Below are 18,533 nucleotides of genomic sequence, written 5' to 3'. Positions count from 1 at the left end.
TACCCGAGCCCATATCGGAGTTGGTGCCGGATCCATCCGGGCTGCCGCCAGGAAAGGGGTGTGATCGCCATCATCGTGGCACTGTCGTGGGTCGTCCTGATGGGTTTCGCCGGCTTGGCACTGGATCTGGGCAAGCTCTACGTAGCCAAGTCGGAGCTGCAGAACAGTGCCGACGCCTGTGCACTGGCGGCAGCGCGGGAGCTCACCGGGGCGAATACCAATCAGCTCGTCCTAGCCGAAGCGGCGGGAATGACTGCGGGCATGCGCCATGATGTCCTCTTCCAGGATGAGATGATTGCCCTGGCCGTTGACGACAGCGTGACATTCAGCCAGACACTCAACGGCGTCTATCAGGTCAAGGCCGCAATCGGTCCGACGGAAGCCGTGCTCATGCAGTACGCGCGCTGCACGGTGGAGCGAACCGAAATTGCCAACTGGTTCATTCAGGTGCTCAATCTTCTGCCGGGAGTGACGATCGGCAACCAGGCAGTCGCAGCCGCCGCAGTCGCCACCCGCACGCCTTCACAGGTTACCTCCTGCGCTGTTCCGGTAGGCATCTGCAGCAGCGCGATCACACCCACGACGCCGGTCGGCACATGGCTGCAGAGCGTGATAGGTCCCGGCCCCTCCGGCAGCGGAAGCGGCAATCTGACGGGAAACTTCATGTGGGTGGATTACACGCCGCCCGGGGGCGGTGCCTCCGAACTCGGGGGCATCCTGACAGGTCCGGGTGTGTGCAATCTCCCCGCCATAGGCACGGAGGTTGGCGAAGCCGGCGTCATGTCTTCGCTCGCGGCCCACTGGAACAGCCGTTTCGGCATCTATCAGGGGAGCGTCAAGCAGGGGGAGTCGATACCGGACTACACCGGTCACGCCTATACCGACGCCGCAGGAAGCTGGCCCTCGAAATTCAATGCGTTTGCCGATTTCAGGAGCAAAAGAGCCGTGTATGCGCCCTACCAGGGCGACACCACTACCGGGTTGCGCACGAATGGAACGATCATCGATTCGGCTGCTCTCCGGGCAAGCGGCGGAGACCGCAGACTGGCGACTGCTGCTGTGCTCGACTGCAGCGGCTTCACCGGCGGTTCCACGGTGGCGCCTGTGCAATCATGGGCTTGCGTACTGATGCTGCACCCGATCAATACCAACATGGGGGGCACCGGAACCGGTGCGGACCGCATGTATCTCGAATACCTGGGGCGGTCGGACGACGAGGGCAGCCCCTGCGCGAGTTCCGGCGTCCCCGGCGGACCCGCCAGCGGAGGCCCGCTCGTCCCGGTGCTGGTGCGATGAGGATTACCTGATGGCTACTCTGAATAAGCAGGAATACAACAGGCGGGCATTTTCCCGCGCCGACCGGGGAACGAAGCGAGAAGCGATGCGCGGGGCTGTCGCCGTGGAATTTGCCCTGCTGCTGATTCCCCTGCTGCTGCTGGCATTCGGCATCGCCGAATACGGCCGTGCACTGTACCAGTACAACACGCTTGTCAAGACGGTGCGCGATGCGGCGCGCCTGCTGTCGCACCATAATCCGGAAGATCCGGCTTCCTACGGGCCAGTGCTGGAGGAAGCTCGATGCCTGGCGGTACATGGCAATACCAGTTGCAGCGGGGCGGCTCTCGCGCCGGGTCTGACGACCGGGATGGTGACGATTGCGTCCAGCGCCACCACTAGCACCGCGGGCACGACAGTTACACTGGTCGAGGTCAGGATCACGGGGTATGTCTTCAACTTTGTCTTCAATCCGGCCCGATTGTTCGGCGCCGCCGTAGACACCATTCCATTCAGCGATATCCACGCTACCATGAGGCAGCTCTGATGAATGAGCAACGTCCTTACCGATTGTCGCCACACGCGAGCCGGTTCCGGCAACGGGGTGTCGCCGCGGTCGAATTCGCGCTCATCGCTTCGCTTCTGTTTATCCTGCTGTTCGGTATCATCGAAATGGGGCGGGTACTGTTCTACTGGAACACCGCGACCGAGGCCACACGGCTGGGAGCGAGGTTGGCAGTGGTGTGCGGCAAGGATGCGGCCATCATCAAGACCCGCATGGGCAACATGCTCAGTATTCTGACACCGGGCACCATCGACATTGCATATACCCCATCCGGCTGCGACGTCAGTTCATGCCGATCGGTCACCGTCAGCATCACCGACCTGAATGTTTCAACATTCATCCCGTTTATGCCGTTGAATCTCAGCATGCCTCCATTCGCCACGACCCTCCCGCGCGAAAGCATGGGTATGGATGCAGGGGGCGAGGCCAATCCGGATTGCAGTTGATCCGGCGGAATGAAAAACCAGGAAAGACAACCAGGAAAAACAAGGAAAGGCAAAAAATTGAAGATCGCCGTAGTCGCGCAAGACTCGCAATATCCCAGCACGATCCAGAGATTTCTGGCCGAAGCCGACAAGTCCTATCCGCTGATCAGCCTGATTGGTGGAGTGCAGCAGGTCGCGGCCGTGGCGGAGCAGGAACAGCCTGATTTGCTGATGCTGGAGGGGCAATACTTCAGTTCCATGGAACTGGATGTTATCAATCGCGTTACCTCTCGTTTTCCGGATGTGGGCGTGGTGATGCTGTGTCCGGCCCAGCCCCCCGAGCTGCTCATCGAAGTCATGCGCGCCGGCATTCGCGAAGTGCTGCCGACGCCGTTGACCCGCCATGTGGTGATCGATGCGGTCGAGCGCTTTCAGCAAAGAATCGCGCTGGCGCGGATGCCCATGCATGAGTGCAAGGTGCTGGCGTTCATTCCCTGCAAAGGCGGCAGTGGAGCAACGTTTCTTGCGACCAACATCGCCTATGCCCTGGCCGTGCAGGAAAACAAGCGGGTCGCCTTGTTCGATTTCAACCTGCAGTTTGGCGACGCCTCGCTGTTCGTGCAGGATGACGCGCCCACCACTTCGATTGCTGATGTGGCGCGCCAGATCCAGCGGCTGGATGGATCGTTCCTCAACTCGAGCATGATCCAGGTATTGCCGAATTTCGGCATGCTGGCCGCGCCGGAAAGTCCGGAAAAGGCTGCGGAGATAAGACCGGAGCACATCAATCCGCTATTCCAGGTCGCCATGAAATATTATGACTTCGTGATTCTGGATGTCGGACGCGAACTGGATGCGATTTCGATCCAGGCGCTGGATCGCGCCGATCTGATTTTCCCGGTGTTGCAGCAGACCCTCCCCTCCATCCGGGACGCCAAACGCATGTCGACCGCGTTTGCTGCACTGAGTTATTCGGACGAAAAGATACGGTTGATCGTGAACCGCTACAAAAAAAATGCCGATATCACGCTCGATGATATTGAAAGTACCTTGAATCTAAAGATTTTCAAGGTGGTGCCGAACGATTATGCCGTCGTCACTGGATCCGTGAATCAGGGCATCCCCGCGACCAAGCTCGCTCCCCGCAGTCCGGTGGCGAAGTCGTTGCAGGAGATTGCGCATGCGCTATGCAGCAGCGCCGGCCAGGGAAGCCTGCTCAGGAAGTTGTTTGCATTCTAGATAACTCCGATTTTATGGACTGACAGCCATGTCGATACGAGAACGTCTCCAGAGCGTGAAGGAAACCGGGTTGACTGAGCATCATCCTGCGCCTGTCACGGCTCTGCACGATATCCCCGCCTATGAGGAATTGAAGTCGCGCGTTCACCAGAAGCTGCTTGATCGGGTGGATCTGGCAGTTATGGAAAGCCTACCGGCCGAACGCCTGCTGATGGAGATCAAGAACCTGGTGGAGCGGTTGCTGGTCGAGGAATCCGTCCCGATCAACGAGGGGGAGCGCCAGGGCGTCGTCCGCGACATCCAGAACGAAGTGCTCGGCCTGGGTCCGCTCGAGCCCCTGCTGGCGGACCCCACCATCTCCGATATCTTGGTGAATACCCATCGCCAGGTATATGTCGAGCGCCGGGGACGCCTGGAATTGACCGATACCCACTTTGCCAACGAAAAGCACCTGAGAAAGATTATTGACAGGATCGTGTCGCGTGTCGGGCGGCGCGTGGATGAGTCCAGCCCCATGGTCGATGCGCGCCTGCCCGACGGCTCTCGCGTCAATGCCATCATCCCCCCCCTGTCGATCGATGGTTCGGTGCTTTCGATCCGGCGTTTTTCCGTCAAACCGCTCAAGATGAACGATCTCATGGCGTACAAGTCGCTGACGCCGGAAATGGGGGAGATCATCAGCGGACTGGTCAAGGGCAAGTGCAGCATACTCATCTCCGGCGGCACCGGCAGCGGCAAGACGACTTTGCTCAATATCATGTCCGGTTTCATTCCATCCTCCGAACGTATCGTGACCATCGAGGATGCGGCCGAGCTGCAGTTGCAGCAACCCCACGTGGTGCGACTGGAGACACGCCCCCCCAACGTTGAGGGCAAGGGCGAAATCTCGCAACGGGCGCTGGTGAAGAACAGCCTGCGTATGCGTCCTGATCGGGTCATCATCGGGGAAGTGCGCGGCGCCGAGGCGCTGGACATGTTGCAGGCCATGAACACTGGTCACGAAGGTTCCATGGCTACGATCCATGCGAATACGCCGAGGGATGCCTTGGGCAGGGTGGAAAACATGGTGAACATGGCCGGGCTGAATCTGCCCATCAAGGCGGTCCGTCACCAGATCAGTTCGGCTATCTGGGTAGTGATCCAGGTTTTGCGCCTGACTGACGGCAAACGCAAGGTGACGAGCATACAGGAAATCACCGGGATGGAGGGGGACATCATCACCATGCAGGAAATCTATACTTTCGAGCAGACTGGCATAGCAGCGGACGGAGCAGTGCAGGGACATTTCCGCGCCACCGGCATCCGTCCCAAGTTCGCCGAGCGTCTCCGTGTATTTGGGATACCGCTGCGCGAGGAGCTGTTCGATCCCTCGCGTAGGTATACATAGCGCATAGCGGACGAGGAGACGGGAATGGACATGCTTTATTATCTGTTTCTCATATTCTGCTTCCTTGCGGTCGTGCTGCTGTTGGAAGGGGGCTATCTGGCTTGGCACGCTCACCGCGGGCCGGAAGCAAAGCGCATTCAGGAGCGTTTGCAGGCCGTTTCCGCGGGATGGGGAGATGCTGAAACCGGGCTGATGAAGCAGCGGCTGCTGAGCAATTCGCCGGCGCTGGAGCGCTTCCTGCTGCAGATTCCACGGATTCACAGTCTCGACCGCCTGTTGCAGCAATCCGGTATGTCCCTGATGGTGACCCATTTCCTGGGCTATACGGCCATGACCGCCTTGGGGGGGATGGCGAGCGCCGCGCTGCTGGGCCTGCCGTTTGCCGTTACGCTGCTGTGTGGGATGGCGGGAAGTGCGCTGCCCCTGTTTTTCACGCTCAGTGCTAAACGCAAGCGCCTGGAGAAAATCGAGCGGCAGCTGCCGGAAGTGATCGATCTGATGGGGCGCGCACTGAAGGCAGGTCATGCTTTTTCCGGCGCCCTGCAAATGGCTTCCACCGACGGACCCGAGCCGGCTGCTGACGAATTCCGCCTGACATTCGACGAGATCAATTTCGGCGTTTCAGTGCAGGATGCGCTCATGAACCTCGCCACGCGGGTTCCCATCACCGATCTGCGCTATTTTGTCATCGCCGTGCTGATCCAGCGTGAGAGTGGCGGCAATCTGGCTGAATTGCTGGATAAAATCAGCGGATTGATCCGCGCACGTTTGACGTTACTGGGGAGAATCCGCGTGCTTTCAGCCGAAGGACGGCTGTCGGCCTGGATCCTCTCCTGCCTGCCGTTTGCCGCAGCTTTGGTCATCAATATCGTCAATCCCGGGTTTCTGGCGGTCTTGTGGACCGATCCCCTAGGATTGATGATGGTGGGAACGGCGCTCGGAATGATGGTAAGCGGTATCTTCGTCATGTCGCACATCATCAAGATCCGGGTATGAAGCAGTTTCAGGAATAATGAGGATAGCCGAGACATGACACCTGTGCAGATCGCCTACCTGGTGGTGATTTTCATCATCGTGGCCGGAGCCGCGTTCGGAGTGATGCGGGCGCTGGCACCCCGCCCCACTAAAACCCGCCTGGATCAGGTCGCTGCAGGAGATTCCGCGCCACAACAGAAGGCCGGGGACGGCTGGGAACGGACCATATTCAATCTGGCGAACCCGCTGGCCAAGCTGGCCCTGCCGAGCGAGGGCTGGGAAACCTCCGTGCTGCGCACGCGCTTCATGCACGCAGGCTATCATGCCCGCTCCGTACCCATGGTATATTTCGCAGCCAAGACAGTGCTGGCGCTGGTGTTACCGGCGATTTTCCTGCTTTACGTCGGTATCGGCCGCCTGGAACTGGATATCAATGCCGCCATATTCGCCCTGTTGAGTCTGGCCGGACTCGGCTATTACCTCCCCAACCTAGTGCTGGCGCGTCTGGTTTCGCAGCGCAAGCGGGAGCTGTTCGAGAGTTTTCCGGATGCCATCGATCTCATGACGGTGTGCGTCGAGGCAGGATTGGGACTGGATGCAGCAATGGTGCGGGTGGCGGAAGAAATGCGCTTGCGGAGTAAAGCCTTGGCGGGCGAGCTTCATCTGGTAAGCCTGGAGCTGCGCGCCGGCAGGACCCGCGAGCAGGCGCTGCGCAATCTTGCCATGCGTACCGGCGTTGAGGAAGTCGAGGCTCTGGTCTCCATGTTGGTCCAGGCGGATCGCTTTGGCACCAGCGTCGCCGCTTCCCTGCGCGTGCATTCTGATACGCTGCGCACCACTCGCCGGCTGCGGGCGGAAGAAGCCGCGGCAAAAATCGCGCTCAAGCTGCTCTTTCCTCTGATTTTCTTTATCTTCCCGTCGCTCTTACTGGTGCTGATGGGGCCGGCTTTCCTCAACATCTATCGTGTGATGCTTCCCACTCTCGGGAGCCAGTAACGGACGGAGAACAGGTCATGTTCAGAGTTAAACAGCTTGCATGGGCAATGAGTTGCATATCGCTCATGGGCGGATGCACGCTGTATCCGTGGTATCAGAACAAGGATGGGCAGACTGTCGCCATCAAGCCGGTGATGGAAGTTCACCATACGATTCGCAGCGCGGACGCGATGTATCAGCTTGGACGATATTACCAGGCCAGGGTCAACTATGCGGAAGCCATCGCAACCTACGAGAAGGTCCTGCAGGCAGACCCGGGCCATGTCGAGGCGCACAATGGCTTGGGCATCGCCCATTGCCTTCAGGATCGGCATGAACTGGCGCTGCAGTATTTCCGGAAAGCGATCGGAATGGCTCCCCTGGCAGCCCATCTGCACAATAATCTCGGCTATGCGCACCTCGTGCACGGACAGGAAGCTGAAGCTGTGTCTGCATTCGAACGGGCATTGCGCCTCGAGCCGCAAAACCAGCGGGCGCACCGCAACCTCGCCGCCGCCTACATAAAGACGGGATTGAGCGACAAGGCCGCCGCGCTGACCAGGGCGGGCTCTGAATCCACCGCGGCGACACCCATAGCCGTGACAGCGCCTGCTCCCGGCACTCCTGCCGGTGCTCCCGCTGGTACCGCTTCTGCTGCCATATCGGCCATATCGCCTCCCATGGCAGTCGCAGCAGGAGAGAAACAGAAGTTGTCATGCAGTGTCGGTGCGCGACTGGTGCAGGTTACACCCGGTGTATTCGAGTTCCGGATGACCGAAACGGAGGCAGTGGCAGCCATAGCGCCGGGTAAAATCATCGGCAGGACCCCTACTCCGCAGGATTCCGGCAGGTTTTCCGGCCAGGACATCCGCATCGAGGTCTCGAACGGTAACGGCGTGCCTGGCATGGCTAGGCAGGTGTCCGATTTTCTGCAGCAGAATGGGTTTGCCAGGCCCCGGCTCACTGACCGGCAACCGTATCAGCAGGTCCTGACGGAAATACATTACCGGCCAGGTCATTCCGGGGTGGCCGAGGAGATCAGCCGGCTGATGCCGATGGGAGCTCCAATGGTGGAGAGCTACAATCTTCGCAAAGATATTCATGTGCGGGTGATGCTGGGCAAGGACGCTGTGCGCCAAGTGGCTTACCTGGAGAGCCCGCGCGGGGTGCAGATCGCGCAAGGAACTGTGGAATCCATCGAGTAAAGCGGCGAATCTAAAGCGGATGATCCGGAGCACGGCGCGGGCGGGAGTCCGAGCCATGCGCAGATGGTGAGGAGCGTGCAGATACGGCGACTGCCCCCTGCGCGGGTGCTCCGCCATGATGCGCCCGTGGATACTTCGTCACATCTCCACGAAATAGCTGGCTGCGGCCAAGTCCACAGTCTCGGGTGTCAATTCCGGAAGCCGCCGCATGAAGCGCGCGCGATCCACGATATGTTCCACAAGATCCCGCGGATGGCTGCCCGTCAGCGGCCGCCCGCCCTTGCGGTAATAATTATCCAGCAGATATTCGGCCGCTTCCGCGTCGTAAGCGATTCCCTGGCCCTCGCACACGCGCCGCAGGATTTCCCTGAACTCGTCTTCGGTCTGATACTGCACCTGTATCTTGTGGCGAATACGGCGCAGGAACGCCTCGTCGACCAGATCCCCGGGGCGCAGATTGGTACAGAAAACCGTGATCTGGTCGAAGGGTATCTCGAACTTCAGGCCCGTATGGAGCGTGGGGAAATCGGTGCCGCGTTCAAGGGGTATGATCCAGCGGTTGAGCAACTGGCGCGGTTCCACCTGCTGGCGGCCAAAGTCATCAAGGATGAATACGCCGTTTCCGGCTTTCATCTGGATCGGAGCTTCGTAGAATTTGCTGCTGGCGTCATAACGCAGGTCGAGCATGTTCAGGGTCAGCTCTCCGCCTACCATTACCACCGGACGCCGGCATTTTTTCCAGCGGGGGTCATGCTTCACGCTCCGGCTCAGGTCAAGCCCGGCATCTTCCCTGGATTCATCTTCCACGCTGAAGTGAATCGAGGGATCGAACAGGCGGATCACGTGGCCGCTCACCTCTATCGCCTGCGGGATATAGATGTGCCCCGGCAGTGCGCGCCCCAGTATTTCGGTAATGCTCGTTTTTCCCGTTCCCGGTGGGCCATAGAAGAAGATGGAACGCCCCGAACCAAATGCGGGCCCCAACTGGCTGAGCATTCTCTCGCCGATGACCATGTGCTTGAGGGAGTGCCGTATCCATTCATCGTCCACTTCCACCTGACGGACGCATTGCCGCGTCACGGCGCGGCTGTAGTCCCGCAAAGGGACTGGTGCCGCACCTACATAACGGCTGGTGTCAAGGGCGGCTTCCGCTCTTTCCCGCCCGCGCTTGGTCAGCTCGAGAACATGAGAGGCTCGGCTATAACCGGTGGCTGAACGGATGGCGACCAGTTGATCCGCCTTCATCAGTTCCGCCAGCTCATCGACGACACTGAACGGGAGAGAGAGCGTGTCGGAGATCTGCTGCAAGGAGAATGTGCCGGCCTCTAGATAGGCGGCCTTGAGCAGCAGGTCGGTGAGAAAAGCTTCACTCAGCCCGGTGTCCGACACTTTTAGCGGGACCTGCGGGACGGGCTGGAAAAACTGGCGAAACTGGTTTGTTGTGAGAAAGCCAAGCGAGGCGAGGATATCCCCCAGGCGGCCATTGTTCTGCCTCTGGTGGGCAAGCGCCTGGGCCAACTGGACAGACGAGATCAGGCCTTCGCGAACCAGCAGTTCACCGATAGGGTTTGCCATGGAGAGCCTTAAAAATCGTGATAATCCTGGTAATCCTGGTTCAAAATTTCGTTATTTGAGGGCTTGAATCGGTACCCTGTGGAGGTTTCATGACCGAGGCACTCATCCGCTCTTTGACCTGGAATATAAGCTGGCAGGATGAGAACCATGGAGCGATCCATTCCGTATTTTCGCCGACTATGTCCGCTAGCGGCTAAAACACGAACGGCACGAGCCGGTAAGGTACCCGGAGCATGTAAGTGCGGTAGGCCGGGTCCAGCGCAAGGTGTCTTTCCTCACGTTGGATCCGCACCCAGAGAAATCCCATGGTCGCCGCAAAGATGAGCACATTTGCGAGTGTCGTATGCACCAGCGCGTAGCCGCCAAACACGAGAAAATAACAGGCATAGAGCGGATGGCGCACGATACCGTACATCCAGGCCGTCTTGATTTCCCGTTTGGCCGCGACGAGCGCAAAACTGCGATTGAGGGATAGCAGGCTGACGATCTGTAGCAGGGTGCCGAGCGCAATGATGCTGCTTGCCACAGGAAACACGCCCCAGGTTGCGGGGCGGAGCAACAGCGGCGCGAAGGAACCGGCAATCGCGACCAGCCAGTCTGACGGCGCTGTGGAAACTGTCTGTGGGAAGCTGCGGAAGATAAAGAATCCCGTTGTCAGGGTTTCGGAAAGGATGACCAGCAACAGTGTCCATTCCCCTGTTTCCAGGTACTTGTTGAAGTGCGCCCAGGCAAAGAGTCCGAATAATCCTGCCAGCAGCATGCCGCTGTATACATGGAATCGACGGGAGTGCAGTATTTTTGACAATGCGCTCATGCCTGTATTACCCCTTTGGCGAGCGTCGATTCGAGCTGACATGGCAAATCCTTGTGTGTGATGAGTTGGATGTGTTCGATGGGATGTGTTCGATGTATTCCGTGTATTCAAGGGAGGAAGAGCCATGGCGAAAGCCATATGCCTCGCCAGCAAGCGGCCCGGCAAACTGCATCTAGCAAACGGCAGACGGCACAGGATCATCACATTCCTCCTGAATAGGAGTTCCCATTCTAGGAATGCCCCCGATGCCCTGTCCATCGTACTGAAGTACAGGAACTCGCTGGCGAAGTGACGCTGAAAAGCTTCGCAAGGTTGAGTAATCGCCTTGTCAAGCGGATGGAGTTCTTCTTTTATCTTGCTTATCCACTTGATATTCCGGGTGACAAGCCCTATTATTAGCACTCGTTAGCATTGAGTGCTAATAATTTCGGTAAATGGCTCGGGAAACCCCATGCGAGCGGCAACCCCGAAGGATTTCATTCGTTTTAATTTTTTAAAACACAGGAGAAGAAAACATGCAGATTCGTCCCTTACACGACCGCGTCATAGTCAAGCGGCTGGAAGAAGAGCGCAAGACCGCATCTGGTATTGTCATACCTGACAGTGCCGCGGAGAAACCGGATCAGGGCGAAATTGTCGCCGTGGGCAAAGGCAAGGTCGGCGATGACGGCAACGTTCGTCCGCTGGAAGTGAAAGTCGGCGATAAAGTGTTGTTCGGCAAATATTCCGGACAGACCGTGAAGATATCGGGGGAAGAACTTCTGGTGATGCGCGAAGAAGACATCATGGGCGTTGTTGAAGGTTAATTTTCACAAGGCGTCTTGCACAATATTTTCTGGAAATTAGGAGAAACGGATTATGGCAGCGAAAGAGGTTAAATTCAGCGATTCAGCTCGCCACAAGATGGTGAACGGAGTCAATATCCTGGCCGATGCGGTAAAAGTCACTCTCGGACCCAAGGGACGTAATGTCGTACTGGAGCGTTCTTACGGCTCACCCACCATCACGAAGGATGGTGTTTCAGTAGCGAAGGAAATCGAACTGAAAGACAAGTTCGAGAACATGGGCGCGCAGATGGTAAAGGAAGTCGCCAGCAAGACTTCCGATGTTGCCGGTGACGGCACGACCACGGCTACCGTTCTGGCGCAATCCATTGTCAAGGAAGGCATGAAGTATGTCGCCGCCGGGATGAACCCGATGGATCTCAAGCGGGGGATCGACAAGGCGGTGGTCGCTACGGTTGAAGAGCTGAAGAAACTTTCCAAGCCCTGCACCACCGGCAAGGAAATCGCGCAGGTGGGCAGCATTTCCGCCAATTCCGACCCCGAAATCGGCAAGATCATTGCCGATGCAATGGAAAAAGTTGGCAAGGAAGGTGTCATCACGGTGGAGGATGGTTCCGGGCTGCAAAACGAACTGGATGTGGTCGAAGGCATGCAGTTCGATCGCGGCTACCTTTCACCCTACTTCATCAACAACGCGGATAGACAGATCGCGCTGCTGGAAAACCCGTTCATCCTGTTGCATGACAAAAAAATCTCCAATATCCGGGACTTGTTGCCGGTGCTGGAGCAGGTGGCGAAGGCTGGCAAGCCGTTGCTGATCATCTCCGAAGATGTCGACGGCGAGGCTCTCGCCACGCTGGTGGTCAACAACATTCGCGGCATTCTCAAGACCTGTGCAGTGAAAGCGCCAGGATTCGGTGATCGCCGCAAAGCGATGCTCGAGGATATCGCCATTCTCACCGGCGGCACGGTGATTGCCGAAGAAGTGGGCCTCTCGCTGGAAAAGGCAACCCTCGCGGAACTGGGGCAAGCCAAGCGGGTGGAAGTCGGCAAGGAAGAAACCACCATCATCGACGGCGCCGGGGATACCCAGAACATCGAAGGCCGTGTGAAGCAGATCCGCGCTCAGATCGAAGAAGCGACCAGCGATTACGATAAGGAGAAACTGCAGGAGCGCGTTGCAAAGCTGGCTGGCGGGGTGGCGTTGATCAAAGTGGGTGCCGCTACCGAAGTCGAAATGAAGGAGAAAAAAGCGCGGGTGGAAGATGCGTTGCATGCTACCCGGGCTGCGGTGGAAGAAGGTATCGTTCCTGGCGGCGGGGTCGCGCTCCTGCGGACCCGTAGCACGGTGTCGAACCTGAAAGGCGACAACCACGACCAGGATGCCGGAATCAAGATCGTTCTGCGTGCCCTGGAAGAGCCGCTGCGTCAGATCGTTGCAAACTGCGGTGATGAGCCTTCCGTAGTCATCAACAAAGTTCTGGAGGGAACGGAGAACTTCGGTTACAACGCAGCCAGCAGTGAATATGGTGACATGGTTCAGATGGGCGTGCTCGACCCCACCAAAGTGACGCGTTATGCCTTGCAGCATGCCGCTTCCATTGCAGGTCTGATGCTCACCACGGATGCGCTGGTAGCGGAAGTGCCCAAGGAAGAGGGTGCCGGCGGCGGTATGGGCGGCGGCATGGGCGGTATGGGTGGAATGGGCGGCATGGGCGGCATGGACATGTAAGGTTTGCCCGCACCGACTGCTCCAATTGTGCAATAAGCTGTGCAATAAAAAACCCCGCAGCCGCGGGGTTTTTTATTATCGGAAGCCGTGCGTCAGGCAGCATTCATCCATGGATATTCCTGCTGCAGAAATCTACCCGGGCAATCTATAAGGCTGATTGTCGGCTGGTTGAGCGGGTTTTGTCCGGAGGAATGCAGCGACAAGTGTGATTGATGAGATAATGCGCTTTTTTGCCTCAGCCGTGGTTCAGCGATGACAAATTATCGCCTTTTTAATAACTTATCATGACCCCAGACCAGTATTGCCAGGAAAAAGCTGTTCAAAGCGGTTCGAGCTTCTACTACAGCTTTCTCTATCTGCCTCCTGAGAGGCGTCGTGCCATTACTGCACTCTACGCTTTTTGTCGAGAGGTGGACGATGTCGTAGACGAGTGTACGGAAGCGTCAGTAGCGCGGGCAAAGCTTGCATGGTGGCGACAGGAAGTTGCTGCGATCTTCGATACAGAGGGGAACAAGCCCAGCCATCCCGTGGCGCAGGCATTAGCCGGAGTGGCAGGCACGTTCAATCTGACCGCAGGCCGCCTGAACGAGATCATAGACGGCATGGAAATGGATCTTGATTATAACCGCTATGCGGATTTCGATACGCTTCGGCACTACTGTTACCACGTGGCAAGCGTAGTGGGATTGTGCTCCGCCGAGATATTCGGCTATCGCAATCCAAAAACGCTCGAATATGCTCAGGATCTCGGCCTGGCATTCCAGCTTACCAATATCATACGCGACGTCGGGGAGGATGCCCGGCGCGATCGTATTTATCTGCCTCAGGACGAACTCGCACGCTTCGGGGTAAGCAATGAGGATATACTCCAGTCGCGCGAAACGGACAATTTTAGGCGTTTAATCGAATTTCAGATCGAGCGGGCGGAAAGTTATTATGCGAGCGCTTTCGCGGCACTACCGGAGGAGGATCGCAAAAGTCAGCGCTCCGGGATCATCATGGCCGCGATCTATCAGGCCTTACTGAAGGAGATCAAGGCTGATGGATGTCATGTGATGCGGCAGCGTATAAGCCTGACGCCGCTGCGTAAACTCTGGATAGCGTGGAAAACCTGGATGAAAGGGTGAAGTGTTGTTCCCGCGCTACCCAAAGGCGCTCTCTCCGGAACCTGGGTTGTTGTAAACCGGGAGCAACCCTCTTAACGGAAATTTGTTTCCAACCGTAAGTATCTTTTATGAACGATTTGAAAAACTACATTGCGCCGAACGACCTGCTCAAGGATCGTGTGATCCTGGTTACCGGAGCGGGCCAGGGTATCGGTCGAACTGCCGCGCTGACATATGCTGCCCATGGCGCCACGGTTATCTTGCATGGGCGAAACGTGAAGAAACTGGAAAGCGTCTATGACGAAATCGAAGCGGGAGGCGGGGCTCAGCCGTCTATTTTTCCGCTGGATCTGGAAAAAGCGGGGGACAAGGATTTTGCTGCTATTGCCCATGCCATTAAATTGCAGTTGGGCAGACTGGATGGCATTCTGCATAATGCGGCGTTATTATTCAACCTGACACCGCTGGAGACCCAGACACTGGAAGAATGGCTCGCCCTGCTGCGCGTCAACCTCATTGCGCCGTTTGCCTTGACCCGCGCCTGCCTTCCGCTGCTGAAGGCTTCTCCTGATGCAAGCATCATTATGACATCCGATGCACACGGACATGTTCCCGCCGCCTACTGGGGTGGTTTTGCGGTAGCCAAGGCCGGAGTGGAGGCGCTGGTCAAGATCCAGGCGCAGGAGTGGGAAATCCTTCCTACTCTGCGTATCAATGCCTTGATTCCGGGACCTGTGCACACGCCACAGCGAACTAGAACGCATCCGGGTGAAGTCAAGCAGAGTTTGCGCCAGCCGCAGGAGCTAATGTCCTGCTATTTATATCTTATGGGTCCTGACAGCAAAGCGGTAAGTGGCAAAACGATATTCTGCTAGCTGATCACTGCACATCGCGGTGCTGTCCTTCACGGCGGCCGACTTTGTCCAAAGGGGCATGGCTGCTGTCGCAGGGAGAAACGGGTATAATTGGGGTCAAGTCCGGAATGAAAAGCCTGCGAAAGTGGCGGAATTGGTAGACGCACCAGATTTAGGTTCTGGCGCCGAAAGGTGTGGGGGTTCGAGTCCCCCCTTTCGCACCAGGGATGTGAACAGGTCTGAGCGATGCGTGTTGATCGCTATCGGGTTTCCCTGGCCCCTTCATGATAAATAATGTTGTCAATCCTCAGGAAATTTAATGCAGACAAATGTTGAAAACCTTGGTGCACTCGAGCGCCGCCTTAACGTTTCAGTTCCCCAGGAGAAAATCGAAACGGAAGTCGAAAGCCGCTTGAAGCGACTGGCGCGAACAGCGAAATTTCACGGATTTCGGCCGGGCAAGGTGCCCTTGAAAATTGTCGCACAGCAATATGGTCCGCAGGTTCGCCAGGAAGTCATGGAAGATGTGCTGAAAAAGAATTTCAGCGAGGCAGTGCGCGAGAATAATCTGCGGGTAGCGGGCTATCCGCGCTTCGAACCCAAGCTGGCAGAAAGCGATACTGCTCAGGTTGAATTCAGTGCGACATTCGAGGTCTATCCAGATATTGCGCTCGGCGATCTTGGCGGCGCGCATATTGAACGTCCGGTAGTTGAGGTTACTCCTGCCGATGTGGATAAAACCCTGGAGATGCTGCGCAAGCAGCGGGTTGAGTTTGAACCTGCGGATCGACCGGCCCAGTCAGGCGATCGAATCAATATCGACTATCGTGGCTTGATCGACGGTGCCGAGTTTGCGGGTGGTAAAGCTGAAAATTTCAGTCTGGTGCTGGGCGAAGGAAGGCTTCTCAAGGACTTTGAAGAACCTCTGCTCGGCATGAGTCCGGGTCAGAGTAAAACATTTGAAGTTGCCTTTCCATCCGACTATCATGGAAAGGAGGTTGCAGGGAAAACGGCCGTATTTGAAGTGAAGCTCAATGGAGTGGAATCTTCGAAACTGCCGGAAGTGAATGCTGATTTCGCCACTTCGCTAGGGATTGCCGAGGGCGATATTGAAAAGATGCGCAGCGAAATCCGGGCGAATCTTGAACGAGAGGCGGCCAAACGCGTAAATGCGAGGCTCAAGGAGCAGGTAATGCAGATCCTTATCGATACGACCAGTAACGTTGATCCTCCCAAAGCGCTGGTGGAAATGGAGCTGGACCGCCTGATGGAGGATGCGCGCAATGATTTTGCTTCACGCGGTCTGAATACAAAGAACTTCTCCCTGCCGCACGATATGCTCCAGGAGCGGGCGCAACATCGGGTGAAGCTGGGTCTGATTCTGGGGGAACTGGTAAAAATACACAGCTTGCACCCCAAACCGGAGCAGGTGCGTGCGGTGGTGGAAGATCTCGCGCAAGCCTACGAGAATCCGGCCGAAGTAGTCAGTTGGCACTATGCTGCGCCGGAGCGGCTGAAGGAGGCTGAATCGGCGGCACTGGAGGATAACGTGGTGACATGGGTGCTGGAGAAGGCAGTCGTGACCGGCAAGCCGATGCCGCTGGATGAATTGATGGGAAGATCATAAATATGCAACGATTCGAGTGGAAGCAGCGTAATCCCGAACCGCAGGGTTTGGGTTTGATCCCGATGGTGATCGAAACCAGCGGGCGGGGAGAGCGCGCATACGATATTTATTCCCGGTTGTTGCGGGAGCGGGTCATATTTCTTGTGGGACCTGTTACCGAAGCATCTGCCAACCTGATTGTCGCGCAACTCCTGTTTCTCGAATCGGAAAATGCGGACAAGGATATTCATTTTTACATAAATTCGCCCGGTGGCCTGGTTTCCGCCGGAATGGCAGTCTACGATACCATGCAGTTTATCAAGCCAGACGTCAGCACGCTTTGCATAGGGCAGGCGGCCAGCATGGGATCGCTGCTTCTGGCAGCCGGAGCGAAAGGGAAGCGGTTTTGCCTGCCCAACTCCCGTGTGATGATTCACCAGCCGCTGGGAGGATTCCAGGGGCAGGCATCCGATATCGAGATTCACGCCCGGGAAATCCTGTATCTGAAGAACCGATTGAATGAGCTACTGTCAAAACACACCGGTCAGAGTATGGAAACCATTGAAAGAGATACCGACCGGGATAACTTTCTGGGTGCGGAGGACTCGGTGAAATATGGCCTGGTGGACGCTGTGCTAACCTCGAGGGCAGAGGGTGCCGGTTGAAGTTTGACTTCGGGAGAGCTTGTAATCAGTCACGAGCCATTCAGCTCGGATAATGCGGGATAAAACTATGTCAGAGAAAACTGGCGGAGAAAAACTGCTTTATTGTTCCTTTTGCGGTAAGAGTCAGCATGAGGTAAAGAAGCTGATCGCCGGTCCTTCGGTATTCATATGCGACGAATGTATCGAGTTGTGCAACGATATCATTCGCGAGGAAATACAGGGTGTGGAGGCGGCCAAGCTCGCAAAGTCGGACCTGCCTGTTCCCCATGAAATTCGACAGATCCTGGATCAATACGTGATCGGCCAGGAGCAGGCGAAGAAAATTCTGTCGGTAGCGGTTTATAATCACTACAAGCGTCTAAGAACTCTCGCAAAATCCGCTGATCCGGATGAGATCGAGTTGGCGAAGAGCAATATCTTGCTGATTGGCCCCACGGGTTCAGGCAAGACACTGCTTGCCCAGACGCTGGCACGTTTGCTGGATGTGCCTTTTGTCATGGCGGATGCGACAACGCTGACCGAGGCGGGTTATGTCGGCGAGGATGTTGAAAACATCATCCAGAAACTGCTTCAGAAATGTAACTACGATGCGGAAAAGGCGCAGCAAGGCATTGTTTACATAGACGAAATCGACAAGATTTCGCGTAAATCGGATAATCCATCCATCACGCGCGATGTCTCGGGTGAGGGGGTGCAGCAGGCACTGCTCAAGCTGATCGAAGGCACGGTTGCGTCCGTGCCGCCGCAGGGGGGGAGAAAGCATCCCAACCAGGAGTTCGTGCAGGTAGATACCACCAATATTCTTTTCATTTGCGGGGGCGCTTTTGATGGCCTGGAGAAGATCATACGCGCTCGCTCTGAGAAGGGCGGGATAGGTTTCAGCGCCAGTGTAAGAAGCCAGGATAACCGCAAGGATTTTGGCGCCGTACTGCGCGGTGTGGAGCCCGAGGATCTGGTGAAGTATGGCCTGATTCCGGAATTCGTCGGCCGATTACCTGTCGTTGCAACCCTTGAGGAACTTGACGAGGCCGCGTTGATTCAAATCCTGACTGAACCCAAGAATGCGCTTATCAAGCAGTATCAGAAAATGTTTCACATGGAAGGGGGCATTGATCTCGAATTCCGGGAGCAGGCGCTCAAAGCGATTGCTCGCAAGGCGCTCGTGCGAAAGACCGGTGCGCGAGGTTTACGCTCCATTCTTGAGGCTGCGCTGCTGGATACGATGTTTGATCTGCCGTCACTGGAGAATGTTGCCAAAGTGGTGATTGACCACAGTTCCGTCAATGGGGATATCAAACCCATTCTGATCTATTCGGACAAACCGAAAGTGGCGAAGAGCTGCTAGTCCGG

The 18,533-nt window shown here is 56.8% G+C and carries 17 protein-coding genes and 1 tRNA gene; 16 read left to right on the top strand and 2 right to left on the bottom strand.

Annotated elements, in window-relative coordinates:
• The first annotated feature begins 60 nt into the window (after positions 1 to 60).
• Genes BMY01_RS10285 through BMY01_RS10250 form a run of 8 tightly spaced genes read left to right on the top strand, consistent with a single transcriptional unit; the run spans position 61 to position 8,046 of the window.
• Complete coding sequence (locus BMY01_RS10285) at positions 61 to 1,296, top strand: pilus assembly protein TadG-related protein (RefSeq protein ID WP_254772690.1); 1,236 nt, start codon at positions 61 to 63, stop codon at positions 1,294 to 1,296.
• 10 nt (positions 1,297 to 1,306) lie between these two features.
• Positions 1,307 to 1,822, top strand: coding sequence for a TadE family protein (locus tag BMY01_RS10280; protein WP_081353872.1), 516 nt, complete (start codon positions 1,307 to 1,309; stop codon positions 1,820 to 1,822).
• Entirely contained in the window at positions 1,822 to 2,286 is a 465-nt protein-coding gene (locus tag BMY01_RS10275; RefSeq protein ID WP_074746864.1) for a TadE/TadG family type IV pilus assembly protein, read from the top strand. Before BMY01_RS10280 ends, BMY01_RS10275 begins: the two co-directional genes overlap by 1 nt.
• A gap of 57 nt (positions 2,287 to 2,343) precedes the next feature.
• Positions 2,344 to 3,504: a CpaE/TadZ family protein gene (locus tag BMY01_RS10270; protein WP_254772689.1), complete on the top strand. Its 1,161-nt coding sequence runs from the start codon at positions 2,344 to 2,346 to the stop codon at positions 3,502 to 3,504.
• A 28-nt stretch (positions 3,505 to 3,532) separates the two neighbouring features.
• Positions 3,533 to 4,891: a TadA family conjugal transfer-associated ATPase gene (locus BMY01_RS10265; RefSeq protein WP_074746859.1), complete on the top strand. Its 1,359-nt coding sequence runs from the start codon at positions 3,533 to 3,535 to the stop codon at positions 4,889 to 4,891.
• Between the two features lie 24 nt (positions 4,892 to 4,915).
• A complete protein-coding gene (locus tag BMY01_RS10260) occupies positions 4,916 to 5,887 on the top strand; it encodes a type II secretion system F family protein (protein WP_074746857.1) in 972 nt (323 codons plus the stop codon).
• 33 nt (positions 5,888 to 5,920) lie between these two features.
• A complete protein-coding gene (locus BMY01_RS10255) occupies positions 5,921 to 6,862 on the top strand; it encodes a type II secretion system F family protein (RefSeq protein WP_074746855.1) in 942 nt (313 codons plus the stop codon).
• Positions 6,863 to 6,879: 17 nt separating this feature from the next.
• Complete coding sequence (locus BMY01_RS10250) at positions 6,880 to 8,046, top strand: LytR C-terminal domain-containing protein (RefSeq protein ID WP_074746853.1); 1,167 nt, start codon at positions 6,880 to 6,882, stop codon at positions 8,044 to 8,046.
• Between the two features lie 138 nt (positions 8,047 to 8,184).
• On the opposite strand, the gene BMY01_RS10245 is transcribed toward BMY01_RS10250, so the two are convergent.
• Both BMY01_RS10245 and BMY01_RS10240 read right to left on the bottom strand, forming a co-directional pair.
• The gene (locus BMY01_RS10245) at positions 8,185 to 9,621 is read right to left on the bottom strand and encodes a cyclic di-GMP-binding domain-containing protein, MshE-related (protein ID WP_074746850.1); all 1,437 of its coding nucleotides are present in this window, start codon (positions 9,619 to 9,621) and stop codon (positions 8,185 to 8,187) included.
• A gap of 193 nt (positions 9,622 to 9,814) precedes the next feature.
• Positions 9,815 to 10,477, bottom strand: coding sequence for a methyltransferase family protein (locus BMY01_RS10240; RefSeq protein ID WP_254772688.1), 663 nt, complete (start codon positions 10,475 to 10,477; stop codon positions 9,815 to 9,817).
• A 473-nt stretch (positions 10,478 to 10,950) separates the two neighbouring features.
• Between BMY01_RS10240 and groES the strand changes: the two genes are divergently transcribed.
• The 8 genes from groES to clpX all read left to right on the top strand — a co-directional run bounded on the left by groES (position 10,951) and on the right by clpX (position 18,528).
• A complete protein-coding gene (groES, locus tag BMY01_RS10235; RefSeq protein WP_074746846.1) occupies positions 10,951 to 11,241 on the top strand; it encodes a co-chaperone GroES in 291 nt (96 codons plus the stop codon).
• Positions 11,242 to 11,293: 52 nt separating this feature from the next.
• On the top strand, positions 11,294 to 12,952 hold the full coding sequence (groL, locus tag BMY01_RS10230; RefSeq protein WP_074746844.1) for a chaperonin GroEL: 1,659 nt from the start codon (positions 11,294 to 11,296) through the stop codon (positions 12,950 to 12,952).
• A gap of 284 nt (positions 12,953 to 13,236) precedes the next feature.
• Entirely contained in the window at positions 13,237 to 14,079 is an 843-nt protein-coding gene (gene hpnD, locus BMY01_RS10225) for a presqualene diphosphate synthase HpnD (protein WP_074746842.1), read from the top strand.
• Between the two features lie 107 nt (positions 14,080 to 14,186).
• A complete protein-coding gene (locus tag BMY01_RS10220; protein WP_175463243.1) occupies positions 14,187 to 14,933 on the top strand; it encodes a YciK family oxidoreductase in 747 nt (248 codons plus the stop codon).
• Between the two features lie 118 nt (positions 14,934 to 15,051).
• A tRNA-Leu gene (locus BMY01_RS10215) sits at positions 15,052 to 15,136 on the top strand.
• A gap of 95 nt (positions 15,137 to 15,231) precedes the next feature.
• Positions 15,232 to 16,539: a trigger factor gene (gene tig, locus BMY01_RS10210; RefSeq protein ID WP_074746840.1), complete on the top strand. Its 1,308-nt coding sequence runs from the start codon at positions 15,232 to 15,234 to the stop codon at positions 16,537 to 16,539.
• A 2-nt stretch (positions 16,540 to 16,541) separates the two neighbouring features.
• Positions 16,542 to 17,183, top strand: a complete 642-nt coding sequence (clpP, locus tag BMY01_RS10205) for an ATP-dependent Clp endopeptidase proteolytic subunit ClpP (protein WP_074746838.1) — start codon at positions 16,542 to 16,544, stop codon at positions 17,181 to 17,183.
• Between the two features lie 67 nt (positions 17,184 to 17,250).
• Complete coding sequence (gene clpX / locus BMY01_RS10200) at positions 17,251 to 18,528, top strand: ATP-dependent Clp protease ATP-binding subunit ClpX (protein WP_074746836.1); 1,278 nt, start codon at positions 17,251 to 17,253, stop codon at positions 18,526 to 18,528.
• The last annotated feature ends 5 nt before the right edge of the window (positions 18,529 to 18,533 follow it).

This window comes from Nitrosospira multiformis, from assembly GCF_900110185.1.
GTDB classification, from domain to species: Bacteria; Pseudomonadota; Gammaproteobacteria; order Burkholderiales; family Nitrosomonadaceae; genus Nitrosospira; species Nitrosospira multiformis_A.
The sequence above is the reverse complement of the archived record's forward strand: the minus strand, read 5'-3'. Positions and strand labels throughout refer to the sequence as shown.